The sequence below is a fragment of the Streptomyces sp. NPDC107546 genome, from assembly GCF_055639175.1.
The window spans coordinates 25,894-42,271 of sequence record NZ_JBVKBA010000013.1; the positions used below are offsets into that span (position 1 = coordinate 25,894).

Genomic DNA, 16,378 nt, shown 5'->3' on the forward strand with positions numbered 1-16,378 from the left:
AGGGGCGGAACCGGGGTGGGGACCCGGGGACTCAGCGCGAGGTGTCGAAGACCTCGTCGCGGGTGGCGGCGAGGGCGCTCTCCAGCGCCCCGCGCAGCACGGGGTGTTCACGAACGTCGCCGACCACGAGGCGTGGCCGGGATGCGGCCAGCTCCTCCAGTTCGGCCTGGAGCAGGCCCCGCAGCGGCTCGCCCCCGGCGGTGAGGGAGGCGCCGCTCAGGACGACGAGTTCGGGGTCGAGCACGGAGACGAGCGAGGCCAGACCGGTGGCCAGCCGGGTCGCGTACGTCTCGAGGAGTCGGCGGTGGGGGCCGGTGGCGCTGTCGGCGGCCCGGGCGACCAGGTCGGCGGCGACCTCGGCGTACGGGCCGGTCGGTACGTCCTCGACGCCCAGTTCGCGGGCGAGCTTCGGGATGGCCTGGGAGCCGGCCAGTTCCTGGTAACCGCCGCTGTTGGCCTTGGTGACCTGGCGGACCAACGGGGCGCCCGGCACCGGCAGGAAGCCGACCTCGCCGGCGCCGCCGGTCCAGCCCCGGTGCAGTCGGCCGCCGAGGACCAGAGCGGCGCCGAGACCGCCCTCGTTCCACAGCAGCACGAAGTCGTCGTGGCCCCTGGCCGCGCCCAGGCGCTGCTCGGCGAGGGCGACGAGGTTGACGTCGTTCTCGTACTCGACCGGCATCGGCAGAGCGGCGGCGAGTTCCTCCAGCAGCGTGGGGGAGTGCCAGCCGGGCAGGTGGGAGGCGTAGCGCAGGCGGCCGGTGTTGGGATCGAAGGCGCCCGGGGTGCCTATGACCACCCGGTGCACGTCGGAGGCGGCGAGCCCGGCGGCCTTCACGGCGCCGTCGAGGGCGTCGGTGACCTGTCGTACGACGGGCTGCGCCGCGCGGCGGCCTGGGGTGGGCAGCTCGTACTCGCCGACCGTCCGGCCCGTGATGTCGGCGACGGCGGCGAGGATGCGCTCGGGGGTGACGTCGAGACCGGCGACATGGGCGGCGGCCGGGTTGACGACGTACAGCTGGGCGCTGGGGCCCGGGCGGCCCTCGCTGGTGCCGGTCATCAGGACGAGTCCGGCAGCTTCCAGGCGGGCGAGCAACTGGGAGGCGGTGGGCTTCGACAGGCCGGTGAGCTTGCCGATGCGGGTGCGGCTGAGCGGACCGTGCTCCAGGAGCAGGTCCAGGGCGGCGCGGTCGTTCATGGCGCGCAGCACGCGGGGGGTGCCCGGTGTACCGGCGAATCCTGCCATGCGTGTCGCCACCTGCCTTTCAACGGCCCAGCTTCTCAGCGGGGGCGCGGGGAAGTCCACCGAGCGATCGCTGCGCTGCGTGATCTGTTAGGAAGGTTTCCTATCGATGGCAGGAAGGTACGGGTCGGTCGCCGGAGGCGTCAATACCGGCCACCGGCGGCTATGTAGTTGTTACGGGGGGCGTCAGCCCTTCACGAACGGGGTGGTGCCCAGGGTGGGATAGGGGGCGGGAAGGGGGAAGGGTTCCAGCAAAACGTTCCCGCTCACTCCAAAGAGTGTGCTGAACCCTTCACCCCTCTTCGCGCGCACGAAGGGGCGGCGCCCGGAACCCCCGGACGCCGCCTCCCTCATGCGACCGTGCGACCCGCTACTTCGCCGCCGGACGCGGCGGTGGGATCGGGGAAGCTGCCTCCGACTGCGGAGAGTCCGGGTTCGAGTGGGCCGACGGGGGCGCCACCGGGGCCGCGGGGTCGGCCGGTTCCTCCTCCGTGAGCGTGGTGGGCGTGCCCCCCACGATGTGGATGTCCGCCTCGTCGAACGCCCGCTTGACGCGCCAGCGCAGCTCGCGTTCCACCGCCAGTGCCTTGCCCGGCATGGTCTTCGCCGAGAGGCGGACCACCATGGAGTCGATCAGCACGCTGTCCAGTCCGAGCACCTCGACCGGGCCCCAGAGGATCTCGTTCCAGGGCTCCTCCTTGCTCATCCGCTCGGCCACCGCGTCCAGGACCGCCTTCACCCGGTCCAGGTTCTCGCTCGCGCGGACGGTGACGTCCACCCCGGCCGTAGCCCAGCCCTGCGAGAGGTTGCCGATGCGCTTGACCTCGCCGTTGCGGACGTACCAGATCTCGCCCTCGGCACCGCGCAGCTTCGTCACCCGCAGGCCCACCTCGATCACCTCGCCGGAGGCCACCCCCGCGTCGATGGTGTCGCCGACGCCGTACTGGTCCTCGAGGATCATGAAGACGCCGGAGAGGAAGTCCGTGACCAGGTTGCGGGCGCCGAAACCGACCGCCACACCGGCGACACCCGCCGACGCCAGCAGCGGGGCGAGGTTGATCTGGAAGGTCGACAACACCATCAGCGCCGCGGTGCCCAGGATCAGGAAGCTCGCCATCGAGCGCAGCACCGATCCGATGGCCGCAGCGCGCTGCCGGCGGCGCTCGGCGTTGACCAGCAGGCCGCCCAGCGAGGTGCCGTTCGCCGTCGCCTCGCTGGTGCGGTTCATACGCTCGATGAGCTGGGTGATCGCGCGCCGTACCGCCACTCTGAGCACTGCCGCGATGACCAGGATCAGGATGACCCTGAGGCCTATCGCGAGCCAGGTCGACCAGTTCTGCTCGACCCAGCTCGCGGCGTGGTTCGCGCTCTCCTGGGCGTCCTGGAACGTGGGAACCGCCGGAGCCGTCGACTCCGTGGGGGACGGAGTCGGTGTGGCGCCGGCGGCCAGTAGGGCGGGCAGGGACACGGCGGGTACCTCCAGTGCTTCTGCCTCCGGTGGGGGGCGGTCAAGGTCGTCGAGGTCACGGAAAGGTCACCGGACGGCAGGAGCACCACACTAACGGGGCATCGTGTGGGGATCATGACGATGTCCCGTGCAGAGACCGTGTCACCTGGGGGTTCACCAGGTGGAGCAGGGGGGCGCGCGGCCGGTGGCGCACCGGGTGTGGTCGAAAACACTCCCAGCCCGTTACCGGGACATGGTGGCGCTTCCACCAGGCATGAGGGGACACTGGCTCTCAGATCGTCCCGGCGCGAGCCACGCGCCGCCGGCGTACAAGGAGGGCATCCGTGCCGCACGTCCTGGTCCTCAACGCGTCGTACGAGCCACTCGGCGTCGTACCGCTCCGCCGCGCGCTCATCCTCGTCCTCGAGAACAAGGCCGTCTGCCTCGAGGAGTCCGGCGCCTACATGCACAGCGCGACCGTCACTGTCCCCGCACCCAGCGTGGTCCGGCTGAAGCGATTCGTACGGGTTCCCTACCGGGGGCCCGTTCCTCTCACCCGTCGTGCGCTCTTCGCCCGCGACGGCGGCCGGTGCATGTACTGCGGTGGCGTCGCAACCAGCGTCGACCACGTCATTCCGCGCAGCCGCGGTGGTCAGCACGTCTGGGACAACGTGGTGGCTTCCTGCCGCCGCTGCAACCACGTCAAGGCCGACCGCCACCTCTTCGAGCTGGGCTGGCGGCTGCGCCACAAACCCGCCCCGCCCACCGGCCTGGCCTGGCGCATCATCGGCACCGGCCATAGGGACCCGCGCTGGCTGCCATACCTGCAGCCGTACGGCGCGGACGACGCCTTGGCCCGGATCGACGGCATTTCAGCCTGACGATCCGGGCCTTCGTGTTCCCCGGGGGCGGCCGCTCTGGTCTCGGGGCCCGGCCCCGGGAGTCCCCTGCGCTCCCGGGACCGGCCGTCAGGCCTGCCGCAGCTCGCCCGGGTGCACCTGGTGCTGTGGCCGGAAAGGTTCACCGGCTCGCGACGCCCGGCACGGCACCTCGCCGCGTTGTCGCATCCCCCGAGTACCTCCAGTACGCGGACGACGCTCCGCCTTGCCGGTGCCGGAAAGTCCGGAGGTATCTCGGGACGATGGCGTGCCCCGGGGTCCGGTCGCGGGGTACGGTCTGTGAGCAAACCCACCTTGTCCACCCTCCCACGTCTGCGCACGCGTCCACTGGGTAGGGCTGCACTCACCCGCAGAACGTCGCACGACGACAAGGAGGCCCCCGTGGCCGTACCGGCACACCATCCGCTCCCCACCCTGTCCAAACGCGACGCGGAACCCTCCGTCGGCCCCCGGGCGCCGATCGGCGTCCTCAGCGCGGAGGGCGCCCGCACCCAGGCGCCGCTGACCAGCGAACCGCCGCTGCCCGACGCCGAGCCCCTCACCAGCGAACCCCCGCTCGCCGACGTAGCCCCCCTGACCAGCGAGCCCCTGGCCGCCGGCTCGGACCCCATGGGGTACTAGATGACACCGGCGGACCCCGAGCGCGACGACACGCCCCTGGCCCGGCTCGCCGCGCTGCACGGCGTCGCCACCTCCTACCGCCCCTCCCCGGACCGTACGGTCACGTCCTCGGACACCGCGGTCACCGCCGCTCTCGCCGCGCTCGGCGTGGACGCGAGCACCCCGGACGCCGTACGTGAGGCCCTGGCCGCCCGTGAGAGGGAGCTGCGGGAACGGTTGCTGCCCCCGACCGTGGTCGGCTGGGGCGGCGAGCCGCCCGCCGAGCTCGCCGCCCTTCCGGACGGCACCCGGGTACGCGTCGAGACCGAGCAGGGAGAGGCGCGGCCTTCCGCCGACGACCTCCCGCCCGGCGTCCACAGCCTGCACGTCACCGCCCCCGACGGCCGCACGGCCGAAGCCCACCTCATCGCCGCCCCCGCCCGGCTGCCCGCGCCGCCGGGGCGCTCCTACGGACTGCTCGTCCAGCTCTACTCCCTGCTCTCCCGCCGCTCCTGGGGCATGGGCGACCTCGGTGACCTGGCCGAGCTCACCGCCTGGGCCGGACGTGCGCTCGGCGCGGGGTTCGTACAGGTCAACCCGTTGCACGCGGCCGTACCCGGCGCCCCCACGGACCCCTCCCCCTATCGCCCCTCCTCCCGCCGCTACCCGGACCCCGTGCACCTGCGGGTCGAGGACATCCCCGAGTTCCCCTACGCCGAGGACCGCGCCCGCGTCGGGGCGTTGCTGGAGCGGGCCGCGCGGCTGCGCGAATCCGTCCTCGACAAGGGCGAGTTGATCGACCGCGACGCCGTGTGGGAGCTCAAGAGGGAGGCGCTGGAACGCGTGCACGCCGTCCCGCTCGGGCCCGGACGGCGCGCCGCCTACGCCGACTTCCTCGCCGAACAGGGCCAGGAGCTGGAGGACCACGCCACCTGGTACGCGCTCGCCGAGCTCTACGGCCCCGACTGGCACACCTGGCCCACCCGGCTGCGCGACCCCCGCTCGGCCGCGACCGGCCGCGCCCGCGCCGAGCTGATGGACCGCGTCGACTTCCACAGCCGGCTCGCGTGGCTCACCGACGCCCAGCTCGCCACCGCCCAGCGCGCCGCCCGCGACGCCGGAATGCCGATCGGGTTGATCCACGACCTCGCGGTCGGCGTGCACCCGGGCGGCGCCGACGCCTGGGCGCAGCAGGAGTACCTGGCGTCCGGGATGTCGGTGGGCGCCCCGCCGGACGCCTTCAACCCGCGCGGCCAGGACTGGGGCCTGCCGCCCTGGCGCCCCGACCGGCTGGCCGCCTCCGGCTACGCCCCCTACCGCCGGCTGCTGCGCGCCCTGCTGCGGCACGCGGGCGCACTCCGCATCGACCACGTCATGGGCCTGTTCCGGCTGTGGTGGGTGCCGCAGGGACAGTCGCCCACGGAGGGCACCTACGTCCGCTACGACGCCGAGGCCATGCTCGCCGTCCTGGTCCTGGAGGCCTCGCGCGCCGGGGCCCTGGTCATCGGCGAGGACCTCGGCACGGTCGAGCCCGGGGTCCGTGAGGCGCTGCACGAGCGCGGGGTGCTCGGCACGTCCGTCCTGTGGTTCGAACGGGACTGGGAGGGCAACGGGCAGCCGCTGCCGCCCGAACGCTGGCGCGCCGACTGCCTGGCCACCGCCACCACCCACGACCTGCCGCCCACCGCCGCCCGGCTCAGCGGAGAGCACATCGAACTGCGTGACCGGCTCGGCCTGCTCACTCGCCCCCTGGCCGAGGAGCGCGCCGAAGCGGCGGCCGAGACCGGCCAGTGGCTCGCCCTGCTGTCGCGGCTCGGTCTGCTCGAGGGGGGCAGCGGCGGGAACTCGGCGGTGGCGGAGGAGAGGGAGATCCAGGCCGTCCACCGCTTCCTGCTGCGCACCCCCGCACGGCTGGTCGGCGTCTGGCTGCCCGACGCGGTCGGCGACCGCCGCCCGCAGAACCTGCCGGGCACCTGGGACCAGTACCCGAACTGGCGTCTGCCGATCGCGGACGGGCAGGGACGTCCCGTGACGCTGGAGGACCTGGCGGCCTCGCCGCGGCTGTATGCGCTGATGGACGTGGTGCGGGGTCGGTAGGCGCGGTACGGCACCGGGGGCGGCCCGGTGCGGCACCTCGGTGGCCCGGAACGGCACCCCGGGCGCGCGGGCCGTCAGGGCGTTCGCTACTTTTGCACCGTGGACAAGAAGAACGCCCTGCGCGCCGGCGCCCTGGCCGCCGGTACGACGCTGATGATGCTGCTCATGTCGTCCCCCGCGCTCGCGCTGACGCGCGACGACGGCGACGACCCCGGCAAGGGCCTGAGCGTGGCCGACACGCTGGGGCTGTTCGTGGCGGCGCCCATCGTGCTGTTCCTGGTCATCGCGGGTCTGGTCATGGTGACCGACAAGACCCGCAAGGAGACCAAGCAGGGCTGACGCCCACACGGTCGTACTGTCCGCCGAGGGAGTCCGCGCACCAGGCGGGTGCGTGGGCTCCCTCGGCGTGTTCGTAGGGCCCGGGTTCCGCGGGCCTACGGTTCTCCACAGCTTCGGACCTACGGATGCGGTGCGGTGAGGTAGCGCCGCAACGTAGGGGCCAGCCAGGCCACCACCTCCTCGGGGGCCAGGGCGGCGGCCGGCGGGATCTTCAGCACATACCGGGCGAACGCCATCCCGACGACCTGTGATGCGGCGAGCCCGGCCCGGGTCGGTGCCTGCTCGGGGTCGGGGCAGGTCTGCCGCGCGACCGGCAGCAGCTGGTCCCGGAAGATCTCCTGGAGCCGCCGGGCCCCCGCCGGGTTGGTGACGCCGACGCGCAGCAGCGCGGTGAGCGCGTCGTGGTTCTCCTCCCAGAGGGTGAGGAAGTGGTTCACCAGGACCACGCCCACATCGTGGCGGGGCACTCCCCTCAGGTCGGGCAGGCGCAGGTCGATGTCGAGCACCGCGTCGAAGAGGCCCTCCTTGGAGCCGTAGTAGCGCATCACCATGGACGGGTCGATCCGCGCGTCCCTGGCGATCGCGCGGATGGTGGTGCGCTCGTAGCCGTCGGAGGCGAAGCGCTCCCGGGCGGCGGCGAGGATCGCGCCGCGGGTGGCGTCGGAGCGGCGGGGTGGGGGCTTTTCGGACATGCCAACAAACGTAGGCCAACAGGTGTTGACCGTCCAATGTTGGTCAACATATGTTGGCCAACGAGCGTTGGCCTACACGCGTTGGCATCAGGAGGCAGCCATGGCAGAGACGCCCCGCACCACCGTCACCACGGCTCCCGGCGGCGGCGACGCCACCCCCACCGGCGTCCTCGTCGTCGGCTGCGGCCCCACGGGTCTCCTCCTCGCCGGTGACCTCGCCACCGCCGGCGTCTCCGTCACCCTCGTCGAGAAGCGCCCCCACAAGATCAGCAACCTCTCCCGCGCCTTCGTCCTGCACGCCCGCACCCTGGAGCAACTCGACGCCCGCGACGTCGCCGACGACCTCGAGGCCAAGGGCCGGTCGCTCTCCGACATCCGGCTCTTCGGCGGGCTCTCCATCCGGCTCGACACCCTCCCCTCCCGCTTCCGCCACCTGCTCGTCCTGCCCCAGTACGCGGTGGAGAAGGCGCTGGAGCGGCGCGCGGCCGACGCCGGGGTGCGGTTCCTGTACGAGACCGAGGTCACCGGCGTCGACCAGGACGCCGACGGTGTGACGCTGCACGTCCGCCGCCCCGACGGCGAGCCCGGCGAACTGCGCGCCGCCTACGCCGTGGGCGCCGACGGCCTCCACAGCGCCGTACGCGCCTCGATCGGCCTGCCCTTCCCGGGCAAGTCCGTCATCCGTTCCGTCGTCCTCGCCGACGTCCTCCTCGACGAGCGGCCCGAGCACACCCTGACCGCCAACGCGGTCGGTGACGCCTTCGCCTTCATCGCGCCGTTCGGAGACGGCTACCACCGGGTCATCGCCTGGCAGCGCGGCCGCGACCTCCCCGACAGCGCGCCGCTCGACCTCGACGAGGTCCGCGAGACCGTCCGCCTCGCGCTCGGCCGCGACTACGGCATGCGCGACGCGCGCTGGATGTCCCGCTTCCACAGCGACGAGCGCCAGGCGCCCGCCTACCGCGTCGGCCGTGTCTTCCTCGCCGGGGACGCCGCGCATGTGCACACCCCGGCCGGCGGGCAGGGCATGAACACCGGTCTGCAGGACGCCGCGAACCTCTCCTGGAAGCTCGCCGCCGTCCTGCGCGGCCACGCCGAGCCCGCCCTCCTGGACACCTACCAGTCCGAACGGCACCCCGTCGGCAGGTCGGTGCTGCGCAGCAGCGGCGGCATCGTGCGCCTCGCCATGGCCAAGCGGCCCTGGAGCCTTGCGCTGCGCACCGTGCTCGCCGCCGCCGTCACCCACGTCGGCCCCCTCCGGCGGCGCGTGACGGGCCAGGTCACCGGCATCGGCTACGCCTACGCCGCTCCGCGCGGCTCCCACCCGCTCACCGGCAGGCGCATCCCGGACGCGGCCCTCACCGGCGGCCGGCTCTACGAGGCCCTGCGCGGCGGCCGGTTCGTGCTGATCACCCCGGACCCGTACGACGCGGACGGCCGCAAGGACCGGCTGGCCGTGGAGCGCTGGGCGGGCGAACGGCGCACGACCGTGCTGGTACGGCCGGACGGCTATGTCGCCTGGGCCGCCGAGGCGCCCGACGCCGCGCAGATCGAGTCCGCGCTGCTCAGCTGGACGGGCCGAGGGTGACCGTACCGGCGAGCGAACCGACCGGCCCACCGCGGCCACTCAAAACTCGGCCACTGAAAAAGGGGCGCCCGGCACGAGCCGGGCGCCCCTTCCGCGTGCGATCAGGCCGCTGCCGCGTCCGCCGCCTGGGCCTTCAGTGCCCGTTCGATGCCCGCGCGGGCCTCGGAGACCAGGCGCCGCAGAGCCGGAGGCGGTTCGGCGGAGGCCAGCCAGGTGTCGGTCCTCGCCAACGTGTCCTCGGACACCTGGATCGACGGGTAGAGACCGACCACGATCTGCTGGGCCATCTCGTGCGAGCGGGAGTCCCAGATGTCCCTGACCACCTCGAAGTACTTCTCCGCGTACGGGGCGAGCAGCTCCCGCTGGTCGGTCTCGACGAAGCCGGCGATCACCGCCTCCTGCACGGCGTTCGGCAGCTTGTCGGACTCCACGACCGACGCCCACGCCTCGGCCTTGGCCTCCGCGGTCGGGCGGGCGGCCCGGGCGGTGGCCGCGTGGCGCTCACCGGCCGCCGTCTTGTCGCGCTCCAGCTCGCCCGCGATCTCCGCCTCGTCGAAGCGGCCCACCGCGGCGAGCCGCTCCACGAACGCCCAGCGCAGCTCGGTGTCCACGACCAGGCCCTCCACCGACTGCGAGCCGTCGAGCAGCGCCTCCAGCAGGTCCAGCTGCTCCGGGGTGCGGGCGGTCGCCGCGAAGGCGCGCGCCCAGGCGAGCTGGTGGTCGCTGCCCGGCTCGGCGGCGCGCAGATGGGCGAGGGTCGCGTCCGTCCACCGGGTCAGCAGCGCCTCGCGCGCGGACGGGTCGGCGTACAGGTCGATCGCCAGCTTCACCTGGCGGTGCAGCGACTGCACGACACCGATGTCGGACTCCTTGGCGATGCCGGACAGGACGAGCGAGAGGTAGTCGCGGGTCGCCAGCTCCGCGTCCCGGGTCATGTCCCAGGCCGACGCCCAGCACAGGGCGCGCGGCAGCGAGGACTCGAAGTCGCCCAGGTGCTCGGTGACGAAGGCCAGCGACTTCTCGTCCAGGCGGACCTTGGCGTAGGACAGGTCGTCGTCGTTGAGCAGGATCACGTCCGGGCGGCGCCGGCCGGTCAGCTGCGGCACGGCGGTCAGCTCGCCGTCGACGTCCACCTCGATCCGGCCGTCCTCGTCGCGCAGCAGTTTGCCGCTGTCCTCGTCGAGGCCGTACAGGCCGATGGCGATGCGGTGCGGACGCAGGACCGGCTCGCCCTTGGCGCCGGCGGGCAGGGCGGGGGCCTCCTGGCGGACCGCGAAGGACGTGATGACGCCGTGCTCGTCCGTCTCGATCTCGGGCCGCAGGATGTTGATGCCCGCGGTCTGAAGCCACTTCTTGGACCACGTCTTCAGGTCCCGGCCGGAGGTCTCCTCCAACGCGCCCAGCAGGTCCGACAGGCGCGTGTTGCCGTAGGCGTGCCGCTTGAAGTACGCCTGCACACCGCGGAAGAACTCGTCCATGCCGACGTACGCGACGAGCTGCTTGAGGACGCTGGCGCCCTTGGCGTACGTGATGCCGTCGAAGTTGACCAGGACGTCGTCCAGGTCGCTGATCTCGGCCATGATCGGGTGGGTGGAGGGCAGCTGGTCCTGCCGGTACGCCCACGTCTTCATCTGGTTGGCGAACGTGGTCCAGGAGTGCGGCCACCGGGAGGCGGGGTGGAGCGCCTGGCAGGCGGCCTCGGCGTAGGTGGCGAACGACTCGTTCAGCCACAGGTCGTTCCACCACTCCATGGTCACCAGGTCGCCGAACCACATGTGGGCCAGCTCGTGCAGGATCGTGGCGGCCCGGGCCTCGTACGCCGCGTCCGTCACCTTCGAGCGGAACACGTACTGGTCGCGCAGCGTGACCGCGCCCGCGTTCTCCATCGCGCCCGCGTTGAACTCCGGCACGAAGAGCTGGTCGTACTTCTGGAACGGGTACCGGAAGTCGAACTTCTCCTGGAACCACTCGAAGCCCTGCCGGGTCACCTCGAAGATCGCGTCCGAGTCGAGGTACTCGGCGAGGGAGGGCCGGCAGTAGATGCCGAGCGGGACGCTCTGGCCGTCCTTCTCGTACACGCTGTGCACGGAGTGGTACGGGCCGACGATCAGCGCGGTGACATACGTCGAGATCCGCGGCGTCGGCTCGAAGACCCAGACGTCGTCCTTGGGCTCGGGGGTGGGCGAGTTGGAAACGACGGTCCAGCCGCTGGGCGCCTTCACGGTGAACTGGAAGGTGGCCTTCAGATCCGGCTGCTCGAAGGAGGCGAACACCCGCCGGGCGTCGGGCACCTCGAACTGGGTGTAGAGGTAGGCCTGGTCGTCGACCGGGTCGACGAAGCGGTGCAGGCCCTCGCCGGTGTTGGTGTAGGCGCAGTCGGCGACGACGCGGAGGATGTTGGGGCCCTCAAGGAGGCCGGGCAGGGCGATCCGCGAGTCCTTGAAGACCTCGGCCGGGTCGAGGGGGTCGCCGTTGAGGGTGACCTCGTGGACGGTCGGGGCCACCAGGTCGATGAAGGACTCCGCGCCGTTCTCGGCGGAGTCGAAGCGCACCGTGGTCACGGACCGGTAGGTGCCGCCCTCCTGCGCGCCGGAGAGGTCGAGATCGATCTCGTACGAGTCAACGGTGAGCAGCTTCGCCCGCTGCTGTGCCTCTTCGCGAGTCAGGTTTGTGCCAGGCACGCGGTCATCTCCTCGTGATGGGTCGGTTCCGTCATCCTTCCACGTCACCGCCACGTTCGGCGATGATCGGGCCGTACAGCAAGGGGCGCGCACCGGTCGTGGTGCGCGCCCCTTCGATGTGAGGGTTTTCCCTATTCGCTCAGCTCTGCCGCCACCAGCTCCGCGATCTGCACGGCGTTCAGCGCGGCGCCCTTGCGGAGGTTGTCGTTGGAGACGAACAGGGCCAGGCCGTTGTCGACCGTCTCGTCGCGGCGGATGCGGCCCACGTACGACGGGTCCTTGCCGGCCGCCTGCAGCGGGGTCGGGATGTCGGAGAGGGCCACGCCGGGCGCGCCGGCCAGCAGCTCCGTCGCGCGCTCCACCGACAGCGGACGCGCGAAGCGGGCGTTGACCTGGAGGGAGTGGCCGGAGAACACCGGGACGCGCACGCAGGTGCCGGAGACCTTCAGCTCGGGGATCTCCAGGATCTTGCGGGACTCGTTGCGGAGCTTCTGCTCCTCGTCGGTCTCGTTCAGGCCGTCCTCGACGAGGTTGCCCGCGAAGGGGACGACGTTGAAGGCGATGGGGCGCTTGTACACCTGCGGCTCGGGGAAGTCGAGCGCTTCACCGTCGTGGGTCAGCTTGTCGGCCTCGGCGACCACCTTCTGCGCCTGCCCGTGCAGCTCTGCCACGCCCGCGAGGCCCGAGCCGGACACCGCCTGGTAGGTGGCGACGACCAGCGCCTCGAGCCCCGCCTCCTCGTGCAGGGGCCTGAGCACCGGCATAGCGGCCATCGTCGTGCAGTTCGGGTTGGCGATGATGCCCTTCGGCCGGTTGACCACCGCGTGCGGGTTCACCTCGGAGACCACCAGCGGCACGTCCGGGTCCTTGCGCCAGGCGGAGGAGTTGTCGATCACGACGGCACCCTGCGAGGCGACCTTCTCGGCCAGCGCCCTGGAGGTCGCGCCACCCGCCGAGAAGAGCACGATGTCCAGGCCGGTGTAGTCGGCGGTCGCCGCGTCCTCCACGGTCACGCCGTCGAAGATGGTCCCCGCCGAACGGGCCGAGGCGAACAGGCGCAGCTGGGTGACCGGGAAGTCGCGCTCCGTGAGGATCCTGCGCATGACCGTGCCGACCTGACCGGTCGCTCCGACGATTCCGACCCTCACGGCGACTCCCTCTCGTGATCTTTGTGTGCGTGTTGCCTGACCGAGGCTTTTCCATCATGCGGCCGACCCCGGCCCGCCTGTCCAATTCTTTGTACGGCGTGCCCGAGGAATGGGACGCGACGGCCGGGCCGGCGGTTGCGGAACTGCGGCGTCCACCCCGCCGAGCTGCAGAAATTCAGCCGCCGGGCGTCCCGCACCGCAAGCTGTGCTGCCCCGCACCTGCCCCGCCCCTTCCGGCGCACACGACGGTGTGACGCACGCCCCATCGGCCGGGCGGACGAGAGAAAGGGCGGGCGCCCCCACGGACGCCCGCCCCCACAGCCGTAGCGAGCCCTACGGTGTGACCTTCTCGATCTTCACGCTGCCGGTGCCCGCGACCGTGCCGCGCGCGTTCACCAGCTGAACCCGGCCGAAGAACTCCCGGCCCTCGGGTGCCGGAGCGGCCGCGGTGACCGTGCCGGACACCGTCGCGGAGTCACCCGTGCCGAGCTTGACCGGGGCCGAGCCGTCGACCGTGACGGAACCGAGCGCGGGGGAGAAGAACACGTCCCGGTAGTCGTAGGCGGTCGAGCCGGACGGGACCGAGTAGCCCGCCACCTTGATCGTGTACGTCCCGGCGGCCGGCGAGTCGATGTGCACCGACTCCTCCGAGTCGCCGTCCGCGGACTGCGCGACCTGCTTGCCGCTCGCGTCGTAGACCGTCAGGTCGAGGTCGGCGGCCGTGTCGGACACGTTGCCGATCGCGACGTCCAGCGAGGTGGCACCCGCGGGCACCTCGACGGTGGTGGTCTGCGTCTCGCCGTTCTTGATCGTCGGCCGGGCCGTCTTGGACGAACCGAGCGGACCGCCGACCAGCTTGCCCTCGAGCGCGGCGTACTTGTTGGTCACCTTCCAGGAGGCGGCGGCCGGGGTGCCGACCTTGGCCTCGGGCACGGTCACGGTCTCGGGGTCGAACGCCGCGCCGAGGACGGTGACGTCCAGCGTGTAGGGGTTGTCGAGCAGCGGCGAGGTGCGGCGCGACTCGACCTCGATCTCCCAGACACCGGCCTGCGGGTCCGCGTACGAGCGCACGTCGGGCTTGCAGCCGTTGCCGTCGAGGTAGTTGTTGTAGCAGTACGGCGTCGAGGTGTTGTCGACCGGAGTGCCGTACGGGTGGATCGCGATGAACCGGGTCTGGCTCTTGTCCTTCAGCCCGCCGATCGCCACCTCCAGCGACTTCGCTCCCTCGGGCACGGTCAGGAAGTACGACCGGGTGCTGTTGCGCTGCACCGAACCCGAGGCCGAGTAGGTGTACTTGACGGGGGCCGACACCACGACCGTGGTGAGGATCTGCTTGTCGACGCCCTCGGTGAACGGGTCGTCGACCTCGAGGATCGCGCTCTTGACGCCCGCCGAGCGCGGCGCGGCCTGGACCTTCACGGTCACCGGCTGGTTCAGCGGCAGCCTCACCAGGGGTGAGCCGAGGAGGCGGAAGGTGTCACCCGCGTTGTTCTCGAAGCGCAGCGTGTGCCAGACCGGCCCGTCGGGGCCGGAGGTACGGGTGACGGTGATGTCGTACGTCTTCTTCTCGCCCGCCTTGAGGCCGCCCTCGCGGTCGTACAGGCCGGTGCCGAAGCCGGGGGTCTTCAGCGCGTAGTCGATCGCGGTGTCGACCGGGGCCTTCACGGTGTAGTCGTGGGAGGCCGCGTCGCCGCGGATCGCGTCCCAGGCGTCGACGATGTTGATGCGGCCCGCGCCCTCCTCGTACGCCTGCACACCCTTGATGTGGTCGGCCGTCGAGGTCAGCGCGGTGCGCAGCTTCGCGGGCGTGAGGTCGATGCCCTTCTGCTTGGCGGCGGACAGCAGCAGCGCGCTCGCGCCCGCGGCCTGCGGGGACGCCATCGAGGTGCCCTGGAGCATGGAGTAGCCGGCCGGCAGCGAGTAGCCCGCCTCGGCGACCGGGGAGCCCGGCAGCCAGGTCTGGGTGGTGTTGATCGCGGCCCCGGGCGCGACGAGCGTCGGCGTGAAGCCGCCGTCCTCGCGCGGGCCGCGCGAGGAGAAGGGCATCATCTGGTACTTCTTCTCCACGACCGAGCCGTAGTTGGCGGCCCAGGTCTCCTTGGAGATGGCCGCGCCGACCGAGATCACCTTGTCGGCGAGACCGGGGTCGCCGATGGTGTTGGCGCCGGGGCCGGAGTTGCCCGCCGAGATCACCAGCTGCACGCCGTAGGTGTCGATCAGGCGCGTGTACAGCTCGGCGCGCGCGTTGTTGCCGTCGTTGAGCGCCGGCAGGCCGCCGATGGACATGTTGACGATGTCGACGCCGCGGCCGACGACGAGGTCGATCATGCCTTCGGTGAGCGCGACGTTGGTGCAGCCGCCGGTCCAGGTGCAGGCCCGGGAGGAGACGATCTTCGCGCCCGGGGCGGCGCCGTTCATCTTCCCGCCGAACAGGCCGTTGGCGGCGGTGATGCCGGCGACGTGGGTGCCGTGCTCGGACTCGATGACGCCGATGTTGACGAAGTCGGCCTTCTTGCCGACCCAGGACCCGCCGTAGGGGTCCATCGGGACGTCCTTGCGGATCTGCACGACGAACGGCACCCGCTCGACGACGTCCGTCTTCGGGTCGTCGGTGCCGAAGTAGCCGACCTGGAAGCCGTCCTTGTACGGCTTCATCGGCGTGTCGTCGGTGAAGTCGTTGTTGTTGTTCAGGTCGAGCGTGACCGTGCCGGCCGCCGGGTCGTACAGGACGCCCCAGCTGTCGGTGGTGTCGCCGTCGCGGTTGAGGTCGCCCTTCTCGTCGCCGCCGGTGGTCGCGGACTCCTTGAAGGTGCTGATCTCGTACGAGCCCGCCGGCGCCTTCCAGCTCTGGCCGCCGTAGGTGAAGGAGGGGCCGGAGACCGCAGTCACCATCGGGCGCCACGTCGCGTCGCTGTCGACTATCGGGTCCGTAGAGGTCACCCAGTCGACGATCTTCCGCTCGCCCGTGGTGGTCTTCTGCAGCGCCGGGTGGCCGAGGTCCACGCCCGAGTCGAGGATGCCGATGGTGATGCCGCGGCCGTCCGCCTTCGGGTGCTCCTGCACGAAGTCGACGGCGCCCGTCTCGAAGGACGGGTTGTACGGGTTCTCGGCCGGGGTGTTCTTGCCGGGGGCCGGGTAAGTGGCGCCCCGCGCGCCGGGCTTGGCGCCGTCCGCGCTCGGCGACGGGTCGTCGAGCGGGATCTCCCGCTTCAGGTCGATGGCGTGCACGGAGGACAGCTTCTCGGCGGCAGCGATCGCCGAGTCCGCCTCGGCCGTCGGGACGGTGGCGCGGACGTAGCCGAGCTTGTCGTAGGTCCGGCCCACGGAGCCGCCCTTGACCGCGTCCAGCTCCTTGGCGACCTGCTCGGTCTGCCCGGGCGCGGTCGCGACCATCATGGTGACGTTCTTGGCGCCGTCGGCCTTGGCCTCGGCGAGCAGGTCGGCGTCGTCCGAACCGAGCTTGGCGCTCGCGGACTTCACGGCCGGGTCGGTGCCGGCCGGCGGGTGGTCGGCGGCGAAGGCCAGGGGTATCGGCCCGGCCGCGGAGAGCGCGGCCACCAGCCCCGTGGCCGCGGCTATGCGCGCCACACGTCTCGTGCCCGGGTTCGGGCCACGCTGGGGGGTGAAGGTCATCGGCATCCCTTGTA

The 16,378-nt window shown here is 71.9% G+C and carries 11 protein-coding genes; 5 read left to right on the forward strand and 6 right to left on the reverse strand.

From position 1 onward, the window contains the following. Positions 1–31: 31 nt before the first annotated feature. Together ACZ7L1_RS20335 and ACZ7L1_RS20340 are read right to left on the reverse strand one after the other, a co-directional pair. Positions 32–1,243, reverse strand: a complete 1,212-nt coding sequence (locus ACZ7L1_RS20335; RefSeq protein WP_471438938.1) for an ROK family transcriptional regulator — start codon at positions 1,241–1,243, stop codon at positions 32–34. Positions 1,244–1,610: 367 nt separating this feature from the next. Further along, entirely contained in the window at positions 1,611–2,708 is a 1,098-nt protein-coding gene (locus tag ACZ7L1_RS20340; RefSeq protein ID WP_471438940.1) for a mechanosensitive ion channel family protein, read from the reverse strand. A 323-nt stretch (positions 2,709–3,031) separates the two neighbouring features. On the opposite strand from ACZ7L1_RS20340, the gene ACZ7L1_RS20345 reads away from it, so the two are divergent. The 4 genes from ACZ7L1_RS20345 to ACZ7L1_RS20360 all read left to right on the forward strand — a co-directional run bounded on the left by ACZ7L1_RS20345 (position 3,032) and on the right by ACZ7L1_RS20360 (position 6,622). Further along, entirely contained in the window at positions 3,032–3,568 is a 537-nt protein-coding gene (locus ACZ7L1_RS20345) for an HNH endonuclease (protein ID WP_388986146.1), read from the forward strand. Between the two features lie 399 nt (positions 3,569–3,967). Continuing rightward, positions 3,968–4,207, forward strand: coding sequence for a hypothetical protein (locus ACZ7L1_RS20350; protein ID WP_471438942.1), 240 nt, complete (start codon positions 3,968–3,970; stop codon positions 4,205–4,207). Continuing rightward, positions 4,208–6,283 (forward strand): 4-alpha-glucanotransferase, encoded by a 2,076-nt coding sequence (gene malQ / locus ACZ7L1_RS20355; RefSeq protein ID WP_471438944.1) that lies wholly within the window; start codon positions 4,208–4,210, stop codon positions 6,281–6,283. A gap of 99 nt (positions 6,284–6,382) precedes the next feature. Next, positions 6,383–6,622: a hypothetical protein gene (locus ACZ7L1_RS20360; protein WP_200417407.1), complete on the forward strand. Its 240-nt coding sequence runs from the start codon at positions 6,383–6,385 to the stop codon at positions 6,620–6,622. 119 nt (positions 6,623–6,741) lie between these two features. Here ACZ7L1_RS20360 and ACZ7L1_RS20365 read toward each other — a convergent pair whose 3' ends face one another. Next, positions 6,742–7,314: a TetR/AcrR family transcriptional regulator gene (locus ACZ7L1_RS20365; protein WP_471438946.1), complete on the reverse strand. Its 573-nt coding sequence runs from the start codon at positions 7,312–7,314 to the stop codon at positions 6,742–6,744. A 100-nt stretch (positions 7,315–7,414) separates the two neighbouring features. Between ACZ7L1_RS20365 and ACZ7L1_RS20370 the strand changes: the two genes are divergently transcribed. After that, entirely contained in the window at positions 7,415–8,902 is a 1,488-nt protein-coding gene (locus ACZ7L1_RS20370; RefSeq protein WP_471438948.1) for an FAD-dependent monooxygenase, read from the forward strand. A gap of 101 nt (positions 8,903–9,003) precedes the next feature. Here ACZ7L1_RS20370 and pepN read toward each other — a convergent pair whose 3' ends face one another. From pepN to ACZ7L1_RS20385, 3 genes are all read right to left on the reverse strand, one after another. After that, a complete protein-coding gene (pepN, locus tag ACZ7L1_RS20375) occupies positions 9,004–11,583 on the reverse strand; it encodes an aminopeptidase N (RefSeq protein WP_471438950.1) in 2,580 nt (859 codons plus the stop codon). A 131-nt stretch (positions 11,584–11,714) separates the two neighbouring features. Beyond that, entirely contained in the window at positions 11,715–12,731 is a 1,017-nt protein-coding gene (locus tag ACZ7L1_RS20380) for an aspartate-semialdehyde dehydrogenase (RefSeq protein WP_471438952.1), read from the reverse strand. A 333-nt stretch (positions 12,732–13,064) separates the two neighbouring features. Continuing rightward, on the reverse strand, positions 13,065–16,364 hold the full coding sequence (locus tag ACZ7L1_RS20385; protein WP_471438954.1) for a S8 family serine peptidase: 3,300 nt from the start codon (positions 16,362–16,364) through the stop codon (positions 13,065–13,067). Positions 16,365–16,378: the final 14 nt, after the last annotated feature.

Excerpts from the sequence above, each read along its gene's own strand:
- ACZ7L1_RS20335 (WP_471438938.1), bottom strand. The coding sequence starts at position 1,243 with ATGGCAGGATTCGCCGGTACACCGGGCACCCCCCGCGTGCTGCGCGCC.
- malQ (WP_471438944.1), top strand. The coding sequence starts at position 4,208 with ATGACACCGGCGGACCCCGAGCGCGACGACACGCCCCTGGCCCGGCTC.
- ACZ7L1_RS20365 (WP_471438946.1), bottom strand. The coding sequence starts at position 7,314 with ATGTCCGAAAAGCCCCCACCCCGCCGCTCCGACGCCACCCGCGGCGCG.
- ACZ7L1_RS20370 (WP_471438948.1), top strand. The coding sequence starts at position 7,415 with ATGGCAGAGACGCCCCGCACCACCGTCACCACGGCTCCCGGCGGCGGC.
- ACZ7L1_RS20385 (WP_471438954.1), bottom strand. The coding sequence starts at position 16,364 with ATGACCTTCACCCCCCAGCGTGGCCCGAACCCGGGCACGAGACGTGTG.